Origin of the sequence: Paenibacillus sp. MER 99-2 (assembly GCF_023714095.1) — a bacterium.
In the GTDB taxonomy this organism is placed as follows: Bacteria; Bacillota; Bacilli; order Paenibacillales; family Paenibacillaceae; genus Paenibacillus.
Genome location: NZ_JAMAUZ010000002.1, coordinates 45201 through 61294 on the forward strand (window position 1 = coordinate 45201; position 16094 = coordinate 61294).

Genomic DNA, 16094 nt, shown 5'->3' on the forward strand with positions numbered 1-16094 from the left:
TCAGTCTATCTCCTTATTCTGGCTAATTAGACACCTTTACTTTTCAGAATGCTTTTCCTAAAATAGAAAATGGGTTGAATTGAAGTTAATTTTTTTGGTTAAAAGAGAGTCATAGGCAAATGTATCTTGGCAAAGTTACCATTTTAATACATTGGGTGATCAAAGCCCTCTGGCGTATAGGATGTCCGGCCGGATGCTTTCCCATGTAAGCAGGACTTTGTAAGGGTGCAATTATTTTTGCCGAGACTGGTAATGTTCAGAATGGAGGTTGCAAGCATGGGCTTGGACCATTTACAAGAAGAGCAGCAGGAAACAGTTCTCAGAATCCGGAAACGCGTCATTGAAGCGATTGGGCGCAATATGGATCTATACGGCGTTACGCTGTCCACCGGACACTTATACGGTTTACTTTTTTTTGCAGACAAACCAATGACCCTTGATGATATGGGACGGGAAATGGAAATGAGCAAAACAAGCATGAGTACCGGCGTTCGCACCCTGCTGGATCTAAAAATGGTGAATAAAGTATGGAGTAAGGGTTCGCGTAAAGATCTATATGAAGTGGAGTATGACTGGCACCAAACGTTTACAGACTATTTCGTCATTAAATGGAGAAAAGCGGTGGAGAGCAATCTTCAGACTCTGCGCAAATCCATTGAAGAACTCAATCGTTTAATTCGTGACTCGGATGAACAAGCTGACGCAGAGCTACTTCATATTCTTATGGAGGACAAGCAGAAAATGCTACAAGCGGAGGCCTATTACAAATGGCTTGATCGATTAATTGATACAATGGAAGATGAAGAAATATACAAGCTTGTCCCTCGGGAAGAAGTTCAAGAACAGTCCTGAATTTAAACAAGATTCCCAACACAAAAAGGCGTTCTCCACATGGAGGACGCTTTTTCTGCGATTATGATGTGAACAACCTCTTATAGTGCATGTTCAAAAAAGACGGTTTTCAGTACCGAGAAGATGGGATGAAGCTAGAAATGGAGTAGCGGAGCGTAGGCAAACCTACGTGAGCAACTACATTGTTTCTGAAGGAAACAAACTTCGTAAGCATCCACTTATTTCGGCAGAATCCCATATTCGACGCTGAGATGCCATCAGGCATCCTCCGTAATCAAAAGCGAACTTTTTGAACAACCTCTTATAGAGTCCAAGCCGTTTGAGAGAAGGCTGTATACTGCTGGGCAATCTGCTCTAACTCATTCATGATCTGAATCTGTCCGCGAGGTGTCCAGCATATCTCAAACCAATGCTGAATCTCATGGACATTACCATGAAGTACAGCAGGTGAGCGGTTCCAGCCTGTCGTCTGCTTCATTCGGCGGAGCACTTTTTCACTGGCAGCAAGGGTAGGTACACGCTGAATCAATAGGTGATCCGTATCGAGTAATGGGGTACTCTCTGCCAAGAACTCACTTTGTGATTGTTGTGGCGGGACAAGTTGTGCAGGTTGCAGCCCCAGCTCACCATATAACAATTCCGGCAGTGGATGATCAAATGTACCTTGTATGCGAACGAGTTGTGATGTCACTTGAACAAGCGTAATACGCTCGTTAGCGAAATACGTCTGTAGACGCTTGCTCGTTTCCAAGATTCGGAAGGCTAACTCTTTAATATGAAATAACGCCTGTTTCTCTCTTCCAACCAGTTCTCCGATTCGAAGATAACTTTCGCGCCAGTCTTGCCCTTTGCTCAAGATCACAGTGGGTGCAATGCTTTTGAGTGAATCCACATATGCCTCATGATACCAATCGGCAATGATTAAATCAGGCTTAGCTCTGCGCAGTTTATCTAATTGCATAGTGAACTGACGATGGGATTCTTTATCAACGACTTCTCTGTCACTCCATGCGTTAACTGATGCAACCGCCTCAAGACCTAGGGAGGACAGGTGTTCAGGCAAGGCAAGCACCGATGCGGTGGCGACTTTTAATTGTTTTTGCTTCATATATAAACTAGGCGATATGCCCACAGTTTGTTTGAATTTGCGATTGAAATAATATTCGTTGCCGTATCCGACGGATTCTGCGATCTCTTTAATAGAACATTCGTTTTGTTTTAATTGTGATTTGGCTTTGGAGATCCGAAGTCCGTTCAGATAATCGGTGGGGGACATGCCCTTAGCCTTTTTGAAGCTTCGAGAATAAGAGCTAGGCGTTAGGTTGGCGATTTTGGCGAGTTGATCCATGCTAATCCCGTCTCCCATGAAGCGGTGCATATATCGAATACTGCGCTCAAGCGCCGGATCAACTCTTTCTTGATTCGTTTCTAGCCGATGCTCTGAGACATACTGGAGCAATTCATGGAGCTGGCTATGTATGCTAACAAAATGATCTTGCGTCACACCACGATATGCATCGTACAGTTGTTTAAAACGCGCCACGATCTGATGTTCTTGACGGACAAGTATTCTGCCTGTATGCCAATGCAGCGGAAGCCCAGGAACAGATGTCATTTTCCATTCACCGTGCACTTGCTGCACAATTACCGTGCTCATACTCACCAGAATAAACTCCGTTATATTGGACGTTGAGGTAGCCTCGACGTGTGTACCTTCTTCTAAGACAAACAGTTGATTAGCCGTAGCTGGATAGAGTTCATCATTAAGGGACAGAAGCCCTTCACCTTGTAAAACAAGGCACAGCATCGGACGGGACACCGCTCTGCTATTTACACGGAAATTCTCTCCACGTCGAACCCGGCACATGGAAGAGAGCAACGGCAGAGATGAAGTTTCACCATTGAAAGAAAGCTGTTCAGTCATACCGACCATCCTTTTTAGCTCATTTTCTTAATGATAACAATTATCATTCTCATATGGAAGTGTTTTTTGAAATAGAATAACGTATAAACAAAAAATACCCCGAACCACATTAGGTTCAGGGTATTTCTACAAGCATTAGTATGAATGCTGCTTAGTTTGATGTAACCAATCGGATATCGTCAAGGTATACGTCACTAAGTGCTTTTTTGCCTGTGCCGTTGGCATTCACGTGGTACAACCGATAGAGGTCATCCGCATTGATGTAGAACACACCTGGCACGTTGTTTCTAAACAGGAAAGTATCCCACTCTTCGCCGGTAAGCTTCGTCACCTTGAAGGCTGTTGTTACAGAGTAGAGTCCGTTGTTGCCTGAGATGTACACCGTAGTCGGTGTGCTGTTGGTGTACTGATTGGATGCATAAGTTACGTTGTTCAGGTTCAGGGTAGTCGATTTGGATACCTTGTTGCTAGCAAACGTTTTGCCGTAGGCTTTTTTGTCTGCATCAATGATGACAACTTTATCTGTTCCTAGAGCAGTTACTTCTCGCACACTCTTGCTGTGAACCTGGAAGGTCTTGCCCGCAGAAGTCAGAGCGAAGGCTTTACCTGTTGCATAGTTATAATCCTTGTTGCTATCAAGCACGATGCCTTTGTTATAAACGTAAAGGTTATTTCCCCATCCACCGGAGTACACCGCGTTCACATCGAGCTTAGACTTAGGGTTAACCGCCGTACCCTTGCCCGTATTATAGTTTACCTTGTACAGAACCATTGCATTGGTGGAATAGAAATCCTCGTAAGGGTTCGTATTCAGCATCACTTGCAATTCATTTTTGGCTTCATTCAGCAGGTAACGACTCTCTACAGCACCAGATGCGATCCGTTGCACGGCTCCGCTACCATTGGAAGCTTTGGAGACAAACCATGTGTTGCCGTTCACGAGACCGTTGTAGTATACACGACCTTTACTGACAGAGAACATCGGGAATTCTGTATCGGCTTTATCAGCAATCTTCGTAGCAGAAGATGCAGCGCTATTACCGTTTGCCCGATAGATCTGCCCTGTTGTATCTAGATAATAAATGAATCCGTTATCTGTGTAGTAGTCCAGTACACCCGTTGCATATGTTTCTGCAGCATCACTTGATCCATCATTCGGCACTCTAAGCAACGTTGTAGATGACTTAGATTGCAGGTAATAGAGGTATGATCCTGCTTCCACCGGATCGGTACCTTCATAATCGATCAATACTTCTGTCGTTTCACTGCCGTCCCCAGTCACTTTGTAGAGAACACCATCCGAATCATAATACACGCTAGACTGACTAAGCGTTGCAGCTTGTACCTCAGTCCCGCCAACGAGTGTTGCTCCCCCCACCAGTGCACAGATCAGCAATGCTCCCATGGAGCGCTGCAATTTGGCCAACCATTTGTTCATAATGCAATCGTCACCCTTCTTCTTGTTATATATGTATAGACCTTTAAGTTATATCGGTAAACAAGGGAAAAAATGTTACAGTTCCCAACTCCATCAGGCCTAAAATGAAATTGAATTTCACAAAAACTCCTTCTCGGTGTCCTTCTGTGCAGGGGGATGCCAATCCTGTTCTGAAGCATTCCCGATGTAAATGGAGCATGATAACATTCGGTGTATCCTAGAGCAGAGGAGTACTGGAAAATGTTGAATATGGCGATCATTGGATTTGGTAATGCTGTTGTCAATTATCACCTGCCTTATCTGGAGAGATCAGATAACATCAAGGTGAAGAAGATCTATCGGCGTGAGGAAGATCGGATTGGAGATACAGAGAGAGAAGAATATTATCCCAATATTACATTTACTATGGATTTCGATGACGTACTTCAAGATAACGAGATTGAATTAATTGTTGTAGCAACACATGTGGACAGTCATATTGAATATGCGAAGCAAGCCCTAGAGCATGGAAAACACGTATTGGTAGAAAAACCGTTTGCTGCAACGTCAGCAGAGGCAAAGGACATTTTCGAGCTTGCTGAGCGCAAAAATCTAATCGTTATGGCGAATCAGAACCGCAGATTTGATGGGGACTTCTTGACTTTGAAGAACGTAATCGAGAGTGGAAAATTGGGCAATATCCATGAAATCCAATCTCATTATGATTATTTCAAACCATCCTGGATCAGACCTGGGTTTGGGTTAATGCATGGTTTGGCTGTGCATACCATTGATCAGATGGTATCTCTATTTGGTAAAGCGGATCGCATTCATTATGATGTGCGAAGTCTGGTTTATCCGGGTCAGGCGGATGATTATATCGACATTGATTTTCGCTATGGCTTGACCAAAGTAACGATTAAATGCAGCCTGTTGGTCAAGATTGCACATCCCAAGTTTATCGTTCATGGTGACCGTGGTAGCTTCGTTAAATATAGCAGTGGCCATCAAACCAAAAATGGGGAAGGACCAACGCAGGTATCCTTTGAAAGGGAGCCTGAAGAGAATTGGGGCACTCTAACTTATGTAGACGATAAGGGAGAATCACATACCGAGAAAGTACCTTCTGAAATTACGGATTATGGGCTTTTGTATGAGAGATTAGTCCAGGCGATCCGGCATCAAGGGGAACCACCGATCAAGAATGAAGAGGTATTATATGTACTCGATATATTACAAGATGGGGTCGAGGCTGCGAAGCAAGCCCAATCATACAACTGAACTTAACCATATAGACCTAGTAGGAGTCGCTAATACTGCCCATATATAGGATATCGAAAAGATAGAGCACAGAGACCATAGTGGACATCTTGGAAAGACGTAGCTGTTCATAATATCCATGGGTAAGAAGCGTTTCAGTGCACTGTCTGGACAGTGTAGAATGATTGTTGCTCGTGACTGCGATGACTTTCATGGACTTCTGACTAAGTATTGTGGCTGCATCAATCATAGACAGATTCTCTCCTGTATGCGATATGACAAATGAAAGCGTCGTCTGACTGGGAGTCATGGTGCTCAAATAATGCAAATTAGGACTATTATGAGCAATGGCGGATATGCCCAGTTCGTTCATCTTGGTGCAGGCCTGTTGGGCTAGATAATAGTTCATGTCATTACCATAGATATCAATTCGACTTGATTGTCTCACCCAATCTATAATTCGTTGCAGAACAGAGGGATTTAATAGACGGCGAGTTTCATTCAGTGCTTGTTCATAGAGGTAAGGAACGGATTCAATAGCTGCGAGCACATTACCTTGTTCGGCGATTAGCTGATCCTCAGAGCGGAATGGAGGAGAACTAGGCTGATATTCCAGCGCAAGCTTCAGTTGAAAGTCTGGGTACCCTTGGGTACCCAGTTTTTTGCATAAACGAACGATTGTCGAAGAGCTTGTATAGGTTAACTGAGCAAGTTCATGTGCCGTTGACTGAAAAACAGTGTGGGGATCGTTCAAAATAAAGTCGACAATATGCTTTTCTTGTGTCGTTAGTTTCTCTGCATATTTTAATTTTTGAAGTAGCCGGGATTCCATTCTTGCTCTATGCCTCCTACTAACATTCTGAGTATAAGTACACCTTTTGATATCATAACCTTTGGGTTTTGTTTTCTCAATGATATGCAGGAGGTATCCCGGCACCAAGGTTTGTCTCCTAACGTATGATGCTCCTTGATTTTGTTGAGCACATTCTGATCGTTTTGCACCTTTAGTCCCAAGCGATCAACATAACTATGAACCAAAAGTCTATTGAATTCGGGTCCCAGGTTTGTTTTCATCCGTTCTGCTACCTAGTATCCTGATATATAAGGTGACAGAAGCCGTTTCAGTGCTATTGCCATTGTGGTAATGATAGGGTAGACCCCCAATTGATCTATATAAAAAACCGTAATATTCGTCTAACGCCGGTCTTGGTGAGCAAGGCCGGCTTGACGCGTGGTTTTAGCTATCAGATCGAGCCTATCGTCGCTGAAACAGTCTATTTATATGTATACATATTTAATTCGTCTAACACATCGAATTCCATATAGGTTATGGAGTCTTTGGTGTAGTCGGACTTTAAGGAAGGTGAACGAATATGACAGCATCTAATGAGTATCGCTTTCAGGTTAACCTGAGCGGAATGATCCAGATTTTATCGAATCACTTGTACAGTAGCCCTAAAGTATTTTTACGTGAACTGATGCAAAATGCGACGGATGCGATTACAGGCCGCGCGGAAGTGGAGCCGGGATTCAAGGGGAATGTTCGAGTGGAGCTTACAGGTACCGGTGAACAGTTAACGATGATGGTAGAGGATAATGGCGTCGGATTAACTGAAGCGGATATCCATGAGTTTCTGGCGATGATTGGTCAATCATCCAAGCGGGACCCACAGTCACTTTTACAAGGAGAAACCTCATTTATCGGCCGGTTTGGAATCGGGCTATTATCCTGCTTCATGGTGAGCAATGAGATTGTCATGCTGACACAATCTGTGAAGGGCGGACCATCCATGGAGTGGAGAGGGAAGCCAGATGGTACATACACAATTCGGCAGCTGGACACACAATTATCCCCGGGAACCAAAGTATATTTACGCTCCACGCCCGAAGCAGCCCATTATTTTGAAAAGGATTATGTACAACAGGCGTTATTTTATTACGGTGCTTTGCTACCTTACCCAGTTACGATAGACAGTGAAGGTGTGCAGAGCATCGTGAATGCTGAGTCGCCTGATTGGCTAATTGCGCCTGAACGCGCGAGAGGGCGGAAGGCCGAAGTATTGGCCTTTGGTGAGCGATTGTTAGGTGAGAAATTCCAAGACTTTATTCCACTAACAACCGCCTCAGGGCGCACAGGGGGGATTGCTTACGTATTGCCCCATGCTGTGAATTTGAACGTCAAGCGTTCACACCGCGTTTATCTGAAACGCATGCTCGTATCGGAGAAGGCAGAGAATATTTTGCCAGAGTGGGCATTCTTCGTGAAATGTCTGATCTGGACAGATGAACTTCAGCCAACGGCATCACGGGAGCATTTTTATGAAAATGAGAAGCTGGAAGAGGTACGCTCTGAATTAGGAGACGCGCTTCGTCAGGGGCTCGCTGATATGGCTGAGACTCAGACTGAACGATTACAGAAGATTATTCGTCTACATGCGCTGTCTATGAAGGCTCTGGCTGTGGATGATATGGAGTTCTTCCGCATGATTCACCGCTGGTTGCCGTTTGACAGCACCCGAGGCCACCGGGAATTAGGAGAAATATTGGATGAACAGGAGACACTCTATTTCACCACGACAGTAGATGAGTATCGTCAAATTCATCATGTTGCTTCCGCGCAGTCCATGCTGGTTATTAATGGCGGTTATATATATGACAGTTCACTAATGGAGAGCCTGCCTATGGTGGCAGAGAACGTCAAGACCGAACGGATAGAGCCAGATGAAGTGTCGATGAGCTTTACCGATGTGCCGCCAGATGAACGCAATCGTTATTATGATGCTTTGCGTCTTGCGGATTCAGCCTTACAGCGTTTTCGCTGCCGAGCAGAGGTGAAAGGGTTCAAACCAACCGATCTGCCCGTGCTGTTCACACTTTCACAGGAATCCTCAACGCTACGTGCACTTGAGAAAGCAAGTGAAGAGACCACGGATTTATTTTCTTCTGTACTTGGCTCTCTATCTTCAGGCATTGGATCTGCAGGATATTCAACGTTATATCTGAATGTAAGTAATCCCGTAATACAGCGGGTATTAACGTCACCGGATGCTCAGATGACACCGATTGCCATTGAAATGTTGTACGTGAATGCATTGATGATGGGGCATTATCCGATGAACCGCCAGGAGCTTGAAGTAATGAATCAAGGCATTGTTCGTTTCATTGATTGGGGTCTGCAGGCGAATACGAAACCACAGGAGGGAAATGAATGAGAACGGAGATGGATTTTGAAGATTTAATGGAAGAGGCTTATGGGCTTCCAAACGGGCCTGCCAAACTGGGAATGTTAGAAGAAGCAGCCAGAATAGCTGATCTCAATAATATGGAGGAGGAGGCGTACGAAGCGCGTTCCGAAATTGTTGAGGTGGCTTCCTTCTGTGGCTATCCGATGAAAGCCTTGATTGCATTCTCCTGGCAGTTGGGGAAATTCGATCAGCAGCCGGAGTTATATGACGAGGAAACATTGATGTGGTCATATAAATGGATTCTTGGAAAAGTGACGAGCTTCCCTGAAGTATCTCGCGATAAAATATTGGAGCTACTCGAAGACTTTGGACGCCGCTTCAAGTCATTTGGGTACAGTGATCATTCTTATTGGTACTATCGCTTCCGGATCTATATGGATATAGGTGAATTGGATGAAGCCAGCATGAGTTATGCGAGATTCACAGAGCTGGAACGTGACTTCATGAGTGACTGTGAGGCATGTGAACAGAATGAGATTATGAGCTACTGGATCAAGATGGGCGATGACGAAAAAGTTCTACAAACGGCGAAACCGATCTTAAAAGGGCGGATGAGCTGTGCCGAGATCCCGCACCTCACGTTGTCTGAAATCCTGATGCCACTTTATCGCCTTGGACAGACCAAGGAGGCGCATGTCCATCAGAAAAATGGTTATCGACTGATCAAGGGACAGAATGATTTTGTGCAAAGCTTCGGCGAACAGATGGAATTCTTGACGTTAACTGATCCTGCGAAGGGTATTGATATACTGGAGGAAAGCCTTGCGCTGGCGATGGATCATGAAGACCCTTTTGCCAAAATGATCTACTATGCGCGTGCTGCTTCGCTATTACGGCGCTGGACAGAAGAGTCACCTGGCTATCGCCTGCGTCTACCCGCATCGTTCCCATATGACGGAGATCCAGGGGACCTGATTAAGCTTGCAGATCATTTCGGAGATTACGCCAAATCGATGGCCGATAAATTTGATCAACGGAATGGCAATCGCCACGTTTCAACGTTGTTAGAGGATAGTTAAACATAATCATAGTGTAGAACAGGTTTAATGTTCTAATCATTAATGTTCGAATTCGATATTGCCAAGCGTGCTTGCAGCTCATGACGGGATTTTCAATCCTGCCATGAGCTTTTTTGATTTGCTAAATGGAATTAAGATTTGCTTGCACGATAGACCTCACGATAATAGATGCCGATAAGGATAACCCAGATTGCAGACAGGACGACAATAGGGAAAGCGGCAAAGGAGAAAAAGATGGAATAGAGCACCATAAAGATCATTCCAATACTAAGGAGAACATTCATGGCGCGGAAGGAACGATAGGCTGCGCGATAGACAATCCATTTCTCACCTTCATCTAGCTTATTGAAGTGCTCCTGATGCATGTTGCGTGCATTGATATCAAGCGTACGATCTGGGAAATAAGTATTATATCGTTTTATTGTTATGTTTTGTAGCAAAACTACTGTAAATATGGCGATGCCAGAAGTAATTAAGTTAATGAGATTGAAAGTTTCAGGAGAGTTAACGACGGTCTGTGTTGAAGCGAATAATGACAGGGAGAGAGCTAACCACGTAAACGACAGGATTACATTAAAACTGCTAATGATCATCGCTCTTCCTAATGAACGTTCAGCCGGTGAATCTAGGGAATCAGCATCACTAGGGAGATCCTCTTCCAGATTAGGGCTAGTAGGCATACGAGTCAGAATCACTGTATTCCATGCAGCTAACATCAGAAATAAGAAGCCAAGTATGCCGAACAAAAGATCATAATCGTAGTATACAGAGAGTCTCCAGTTTAGATCGCTCGGTGCATTCAGTAGTCCACTAGCAGTCAAGAAACCAACAAGCGCGCCCCCAGCCATGTACATCAGCAGACGTAACCAACGGTGTCTCGATTTTACGGTTGCAGTTGAATTGGTCATGTTAATCTCCACCCTTCAATTCAAAAATTTGTTCAACAGGTTCATTAAAAACTTTGGCTATTTTCAATGCCAGAACGACAGAAGGAGAGTAATCTCCGCGTTCAATGAGGGCAATGGTTTGACGAGAGGCGTTGATTAATTTAGCCAGTTCTGCTTGAGATAGACGGTCTCTGGCTCGTAACTCCCGCACGTGGTTGTGTAATTCTTCCATTCACTCACCTCCTAATCGAATTGTATATTATAATATACAATTTGTAAATGATGATATACAAAATAAATACGATAATATACAAAAAAACGAGGATATAAAGTGAAAAAACCTCCGCGAAACTTTATTCGGAGGGAAAGTAGATAAGCAGTATATAAATGTGAATTCCATTTGAACGATGTCTTACTTTCAGGCTTGGAACCGACCAATTAAGAAGCATCTGCATGACCTACAGAATCATGTTGAGTTGGTGTAACTGGTGATCGCAACGTCAACGTCCGACGGAAAAAGAATAGAGAAGCGATTCCCAGCAGCGCATAGATGGCTGCCATTCCGTATGAAGGGACGAAGGCACCAAGCGTGAGTCCTAAACTTCCGAGCAGTGCAGCTACGTTATAGCTCATGCCGTCAACAGCCATATAAGCGGCGCGATTCGAATCAGGGATCATACCTGCAAGTAGAACTTGCCGCACAGGAGAATACATCAGCTCTCCAACCGTAAGTATTACGGTGCATATGATGAGCAATAACGTCCAGTTACTGAATCCGAGAAAGGCAAAACCAGCAGTGTATAGACACATGCCAACCGTCATTACGTTTCGAGAAGGGAACCGCCCCAACCACTTGGAGAAGGGAATAGCAATGAGCACAACGAGTACAGTGTTGATCGCCATAATGAGGCTAAACATTTGCAGACCTGTGATATCCCAATGAAACAGCTGAGCACTGAATTCGTTTTTTAGCCTAACCGCAATATACTTGTCTAATTGGAATTCCAGAGAGAGCGCCAGCACGGTAGCGGTGAGGAAGACCATAAACCGCTTGTCTTTAAGGACATCGATGTACGTATAGAAAATGTTCTTTGGCACGGTTGGTATTGGCATGTGAGACAAAATTGTATGTCTTCTATCCATTGTTTCATGAATATAAAAGATAAGGATAACCAAGGTGATCAGGCTCTCTACCCATACAATACTAAATAGAATGAAACGCAAGGATTCAAATAACAGCCCCCCCATCAAAGCACCGATCGTAACGGCTGCGTTGGTTGTCCAATATTGTAGTCCATATACATAATGGCGCTCAGGTTCACTGCTCACATCGACAATCATGGCATTGGCTATCGGAACCGTGATCCCGGAGCTTAGGCTACTAAGGAAAAACATCAAGCAGGTTAAAGGAACTGAATTCAACCACGGCGAGTTAGCGGCAGCTAGCCAGAACAGAGCGAATACCTGCAGCAGTTGAGCGATGACCATCAATTTCTTTCTTCCGATTCGATCAGACCAATATCCCGCCCATAACCCAACCAGCATGGACCCGATAATGTTAAATGTCAGTAACAAGCCTGCCCAGCCTGCGCCAATCTGAAGACTCAGGTAGATTGCCATAAAAGGAATGATGGATTTCTGCGTTAGATCCGTAAAGAAATCGGTGATGATTCGGATCTGAATATTACGATGTAAGTCGATGTATCTCATATGGTTTCAGTCTTCCTTTCATTGGTGAAACGGCTTTTCCTGAGTATAATGAAGAAAAACCTGAAGAAAAACTGTAGGAGTTCAGCGATGAATTTCAGATTTTAATGAGGGCAATGAAAGGCTGGAACGGTTGTGGAAGTGACGGAACATTATATCCAACTACGGTTGATCTTTTCCCATGTTCATGAAGAGGAAGAAGTAGAGATAACGATGGGTGTACTAGCAACTCATTTGTGCTGTACCATGCGTAATATGAATTTAATCATGAACAAATTTTTGGATAACGGTTGGGTCAGATGGAGCCCGCAGCGGGGAAGAGGCAAAAAATCGATACTTGTTTTTCGTTTATCGTTACAAGAAGTGGCTGGGGAATGGTTTGAACGTCTACTACATAACAACAAAATAGAAGAAGCGTATACACTGGCTGCATCGTTACCGTTCCTCATTCGAGAAAATGTAATGCGCAGGCTACAGAGTCAATTCGGTCTTCGTTCGGATCAGAGTGCTCGGGGGAGGGTGGACACACTCCGTATTCCACAGGAAACGTCGTTCGAGACGTTAGATCCAACCCAGGCTGTTGTGTGGGGCGATGTGGGGATCGTTGCAGAAGTGTTCGATCGCCTGGTGCGTTACAATGCAGAGCGCGATGTTTGTGAGCCAGGACTTGCGATGGCATGGGAGAGCAATCCTGAGGGAACGGAATGGACGTTTTATTTACATAAAGGAGTACTTTTTCACCACGGTAGAGTCCTTGAGGCAGAGGATGTGAAGTATACCTTTGAACGCATCTTATCCAGTGTGGACAACCCATGTAAAGCCTTGTTCGGTTCAATTCAGATGGTGAAGACGTTCGACGATTTGACGGTTCGCTTTTTGCTGAAGGCACCCAACTTTATGTTTCCTGATTTGATGAGCAGCATAAATGCATCTATTTTGCCACGAGATGTTGAGATAAACCCGCTTTATCCGATTGGTACAGGACCGTATCGCTTGGTTCGAAATGACCCGAACATCCTGGTTCTGGAGGTCTTCTCTTCGTATTTCCGAGGGCGTGCGTTTATCGATCGTGTAGAGGTATGGCAGCTTCCGGAAGCAGGGCGGGGCGAATCCGTGATCAGACAGGAGCTGTTTCCAGACGGTAACCCACATGCGGTACAGCATGAAGTACAAGGCGGGGTTTTTATGACGTTTAATATGCGCAAAAGAGGCCCTCATCTCGATATCTCTTTTCGTCGTGCCATACGAGAGCTTATGCATCCACAAGCGATGGCGGATGCTTTGAATCGTCCAGCGATCCAGCCAACATATAGTCTGGTTCGTAAGCATGACCAAGGGAATCAGCGGGACGAAGAGATGAATCCGTTGGATGCAGAGAAGCACCCGAGAGAAGTGACGATGGAACAACAGAAGTGGAATGAAGTGGAGGAAGATATGGCTCCAAATGTAGGTGTAGGCATTGGTGTAGATGGATCTTCTCTGGTAAGAGCCTCGGCATGGTTGAAATGTAGCAATTACGCAGGAGAGACGGTGAACGTGTGGGTTGAAGAGGGCGTGAACATGGAGCATGACATGGTTTGGTTCGCTAAACGGTGTGAACAGATTGGTCTGCATGTAAACATTGTACCTGGCGATGTGGTCAAGGCCATTTACCATAACGAGTTACAGGCGTACGACCTCATATATACTGGAGAAGTCTTTGATGATCATGTGGTGAGGAGTCTCATTACGATGTATACGTTCCAGAAAACGCTCTTTCTCAGTGTAATGGATGATCATTGGAGGCATGAGTTGGAGCGGGGTTGCGACCAGATCGTGGCGATGCAGAAGCCAGTGAAACGGATGGAGAGTCTGCTGCAACTGGAGGATCGACTAATTCAGGAGGCGATTTTGCTGCCCGTGTATAGCTTCAGTGAGGTGCATTCACATCATCCATCGCTGCGAGATTATCGCGTGATGGGGTATGGTATGCCGGACTTGCGGCGGTTGTGGGTGAAACGCAGTCCTACTGCGCCTGAAGAGTCCTCCAGCTATTCGGCCTATATCCCGCTGTGGTAAGTGAGCACTACAACGGGATGGTCGGATATTAGAAGAAGGACGTTTAATCTCTATTTTAAATCCTACCTTAAACTCATGCGTAAGATGGTGCTCAAGGTATTAGGCTTTACTTTTGGGCAATAACAGCAGCTTTTGAAGTAGCTTTGGTTTCAACTTTAGTAAATGTAACTTCATTTGCATTGGGCTCCGTCAATAATGGAATCTGGAGAGAATGAATATAGTTCTGATCATCTAAGGTGAATGTGAACGGGAGCTTCTGTCCCTGTCCCTGTTGAACAAGCTCAACATCGAAGGTTTCGTTGCCAATGTACTGCATACTCATGTCTAAATCGTTAAATGTGGCACGTAATCCGCCTTCAGCAGTAGGTTCGATCAGGATATCGCCATATCCAAGATGGTTGTAAACGCCAGTATAATCGGATATGAGACGTTCCATGGGTTGAACTTCCGTTTTCTCGAAGTCTGTTGTCTCCTGATGTTCGGATTCTACAAAGGCTGTACCTTCTGTTTTTTCGGATGCGTTCTCTGGCTGTGAGTCCTCCCCATTGATGAGTTTGGTCAATCTATCGCTCCAGTCGATTGGTTCCAGTTCAAGTAATCGATCAATAATGTTATAGGAAACGGTATAAGGCACTACGCTGCCATTGCTATTACATAGCACAACGACGCCAATCTGTTCTTCTGGCAGAAAGGCAACCTGGGAGGTAAAACCGTCAATCCCTCCGCCATGATGAATCATTCGATGACCACGATAGGATTCAATGGTCCATCCCAATCCATAGGTGCTAATAGGGACTTCTTTACTACGGAATGATGAATCACACGGCATATGCGGGTCATGCATGGTCTCCATTTCCTCTATGGAAATGAGCGCTTTGCCATCATGCTGTCCTTGATTCAGTTGGAATTTTAACCAGGAAACCATATCTATGAGATTGCTGTTAATCGAGCCAGCAGGGCCAATCGTATCGATATTGCGATAGGGAATTCGAATATGCTGTTCATCCTTCTCCATATAAGGTAAAGCATATTCAGGCTGGAGCTGCATGAGATCCACAGACAGGACGCTTGAATCCATCCCAAGTGGACGCAGTAACGAAGCCTCCAATACGCTTTCCCATGATGCTTCCTTTAGTAATCCGATCAGATAACCTGCTGTCATATACATCATGTTCTGGTACTGCCACTTATTCCTGAAATCCTCATTAGGCTCCAAGTATCGTAGACGATGAACGAGCTCTTCTCTCGAATGAGGAGAGTTATACCAAGCCAGCTCGTGTCTTGGAAGTCCAGAGCGATGGCATAATATATCCCGGATCGTTAGCCGCTCCGTCGCTACCGGGTCGAACATTTTGAAATCAGGCATATATTGCACAATCGGCGTGTCCCAGTTCAATAGCTTTTGGTCTACAAGTATAGCGGCAGTCGCTGCAGTAAAAGCCTTGGTAGATGAACCGATTGCAAAGAGCGTGCTTGGAGTTACGCCCAGCTTGGCTTCAAGGTCACGATAGCCATACCCTTTTTGCCAGATCACCTCATTCTTGTGCACAACCGCAACGGCTGCGCCCACACCTTTCCAGTGTTTCATTTGTTCTTCCAAATATTCATCCAATCCATCCAGCAATGAGTGAAGATTAGTTGTTGTCATCCGTTACCCTCCAATGATATGAATTAGGTTTTCAATAAAAACAAGATGATCGTAATCTAGTAGGTATTTCCCTATAT

At 44.7% G+C, this 16094-nt stretch carries 12 protein-coding genes; 5 read left to right on the plus strand and 7 right to left on the minus strand.

Features of this window, described 5'->3' with window-relative positions; genetic code table 11:
- Nucleotides 1-276: 276 nt before the first annotated feature.
- The gene (locus tag M3636_RS10965) at nucleotides 277-852 is read left to right on the plus strand and encodes a GbsR/MarR family transcriptional regulator (RefSeq protein ID WP_145407424.1); all 576 of its coding nucleotides are present in this window, start codon (nucleotides 277-279) and stop codon (nucleotides 850-852) included.
- 301 nt (nucleotides 853-1153) lie between these two features.
- On the opposite strand, the gene M3636_RS10970 is transcribed toward M3636_RS10965, so the two are convergent.
- Together M3636_RS10970 and M3636_RS10975 are read right to left on the minus strand one after the other, a co-directional pair.
- Nucleotides 1154-2776 carry a helix-turn-helix domain-containing protein gene (locus M3636_RS10970; protein WP_251382551.1) on the minus strand — a complete coding sequence of 541 codons (1623 nt, stop codon included), beginning with the start codon at nucleotides 2774-2776 and terminating at the stop codon, nucleotides 1154-1156.
- Nucleotides 2777-2927: 151 nt separating this feature from the next.
- A complete protein-coding gene (locus tag M3636_RS10975) occupies nucleotides 2928-4214 on the minus strand; it encodes a DUF5050 domain-containing protein (protein ID WP_251382552.1) in 1287 nt (428 codons plus the stop codon).
- A gap of 240 nt (nucleotides 4215-4454) precedes the next feature.
- Here M3636_RS10975 and M3636_RS10980 point away from each other — a divergent pair, with 240 nt between their 5' ends.
- Entirely contained in the window at nucleotides 4455-5474 is a 1020-nt protein-coding gene (locus M3636_RS10980) for a Gfo/Idh/MocA family oxidoreductase (protein ID WP_251382553.1), read from the plus strand.
- 16 nt (nucleotides 5475-5490) lie between these two features.
- On the opposite strand, the gene M3636_RS10985 is transcribed toward M3636_RS10980, so the two are convergent.
- Nucleotides 5491-6285: a MurR/RpiR family transcriptional regulator gene (locus tag M3636_RS10985; protein WP_251382554.1), complete on the minus strand. Its 795-nt coding sequence runs from the start codon at nucleotides 6283-6285 to the stop codon at nucleotides 5491-5493.
- A 541-nt stretch (nucleotides 6286-6826) separates the two neighbouring features.
- Here M3636_RS10985 and M3636_RS10990 point away from each other — a divergent pair.
- Both M3636_RS10990 and M3636_RS10995 read left to right on the plus strand, forming a co-directional pair.
- A complete protein-coding gene (locus M3636_RS10990; protein WP_251382555.1) occupies nucleotides 6827-8665 on the plus strand; it encodes an HSP90 family protein in 1839 nt (612 codons plus the stop codon).
- On the plus strand, nucleotides 8662-9717 hold the full coding sequence (locus M3636_RS10995) for a hypothetical protein (protein ID WP_251382556.1): 1056 nt from the start codon (nucleotides 8662-8664) through the stop codon (nucleotides 9715-9717). The genes M3636_RS10990 and M3636_RS10995 overlap by 4 nt, the downstream gene beginning before the upstream one ends.
- 131 nt (nucleotides 9718-9848) lie before the next feature.
- On the opposite strand, the gene M3636_RS11000 is transcribed toward M3636_RS10995, so the two are convergent.
- The 3 genes from M3636_RS11000 to M3636_RS11010 form a co-directional block, all read right to left on the minus strand.
- On the minus strand, nucleotides 9849-10625 hold the full coding sequence (locus tag M3636_RS11000; RefSeq protein ID WP_251382557.1) for a DUF3169 family protein: 777 nt from the start codon (nucleotides 10623-10625) through the stop codon (nucleotides 9849-9851).
- 1 nt (nucleotide 10626) lies between these two features.
- Nucleotides 10627-10836 carry a helix-turn-helix transcriptional regulator gene (locus M3636_RS11005; RefSeq protein ID WP_128100752.1) on the minus strand — a complete coding sequence of 70 codons (210 nt, stop codon included), beginning with the start codon at nucleotides 10834-10836 and terminating at the stop codon, nucleotides 10627-10629.
- 206 nt (nucleotides 10837-11042) lie between these two features.
- On the minus strand, nucleotides 11043-12314 hold the full coding sequence (locus M3636_RS11010) for an MDR family MFS transporter (protein ID WP_251382558.1): 1272 nt from the start codon (nucleotides 12312-12314) through the stop codon (nucleotides 11043-11045).
- Nucleotides 12315-12446: 132 nt separating this feature from the next.
- On the opposite strand from M3636_RS11010, the gene M3636_RS11015 reads away from it, so the two are divergent.
- On the plus strand, nucleotides 12447-14369 hold the full coding sequence (locus M3636_RS11015; protein ID WP_251382559.1) for an ABC transporter substrate-binding protein: 1923 nt from the start codon (nucleotides 12447-12449) through the stop codon (nucleotides 14367-14369).
- 106 nt (nucleotides 14370-14475) lie between these two features.
- On the opposite strand, the gene M3636_RS11020 is transcribed toward M3636_RS11015, so the two are convergent.
- On the minus strand, nucleotides 14476-16017 hold the full coding sequence (locus M3636_RS11020; protein ID WP_251382560.1) for a serine hydrolase: 1542 nt from the start codon (nucleotides 16015-16017) through the stop codon (nucleotides 14476-14478).
- Nucleotides 16018-16094 lie beyond the last annotated feature (77 nt).

Bases quoted from the DNA above. Each gene is read 5' to 3' on its own strand.
- M3636_RS11005 (WP_128100752.1), bottom strand. From the start codon at position 10,836: ATGGAAGAATTACACAACCACGTGCGGGAGTTACGAGCCAGAGACCGT.
- M3636_RS10970 (WP_251382551.1), bottom strand. From the start codon at position 2,776: ATGACTGAACAGCTTTCTTTCAATGGTGAAACTTCATCTCTGCCGTTG.
- M3636_RS11000 (WP_251382557.1), bottom strand. From the start codon at position 10,625: ATGACCAATTCAACTGCAACCGTAAAATCGAGACACCGTTGGTTACGT.
- M3636_RS10985 (WP_251382554.1), bottom strand. From the start codon at position 6,285: ATGGAATCCCGGCTACTTCAAAAATTAAAATATGCAGAGAAACTAACG.
- M3636_RS10995 (WP_251382556.1), top strand. From the start codon at position 8,662: ATGAGAACGGAGATGGATTTTGAAGATTTAATGGAAGAGGCTTATGGG.
- M3636_RS11010 (WP_251382558.1), bottom strand. From the start codon at position 12,314: ATGAGATACATCGACTTACATCGTAATATTCAGATCCGAATCATCACC.
- M3636_RS10990 (WP_251382555.1), top strand. From the start codon at position 6,827: ATGACAGCATCTAATGAGTATCGCTTTCAGGTTAACCTGAGCGGAATG.
- M3636_RS10975 (WP_251382552.1), bottom strand. From the start codon at position 4,214: ATGAACAAATGGTTGGCCAAATTGCAGCGCTCCATGGGAGCATTGCTG.
- M3636_RS11020 (WP_251382560.1), bottom strand. From the start codon at position 16,017: ATGACAACAACTAATCTTCACTCATTGCTGGATGGATTGGATGAATAT.
- M3636_RS10965 (WP_145407424.1), top strand. From the start codon at position 277: ATGGGCTTGGACCATTTACAAGAAGAGCAGCAGGAAACAGTTCTCAGA.
- M3636_RS10980 (WP_251382553.1), top strand. From the start codon at position 4,455: ATGTTGAATATGGCGATCATTGGATTTGGTAATGCTGTTGTCAATTAT.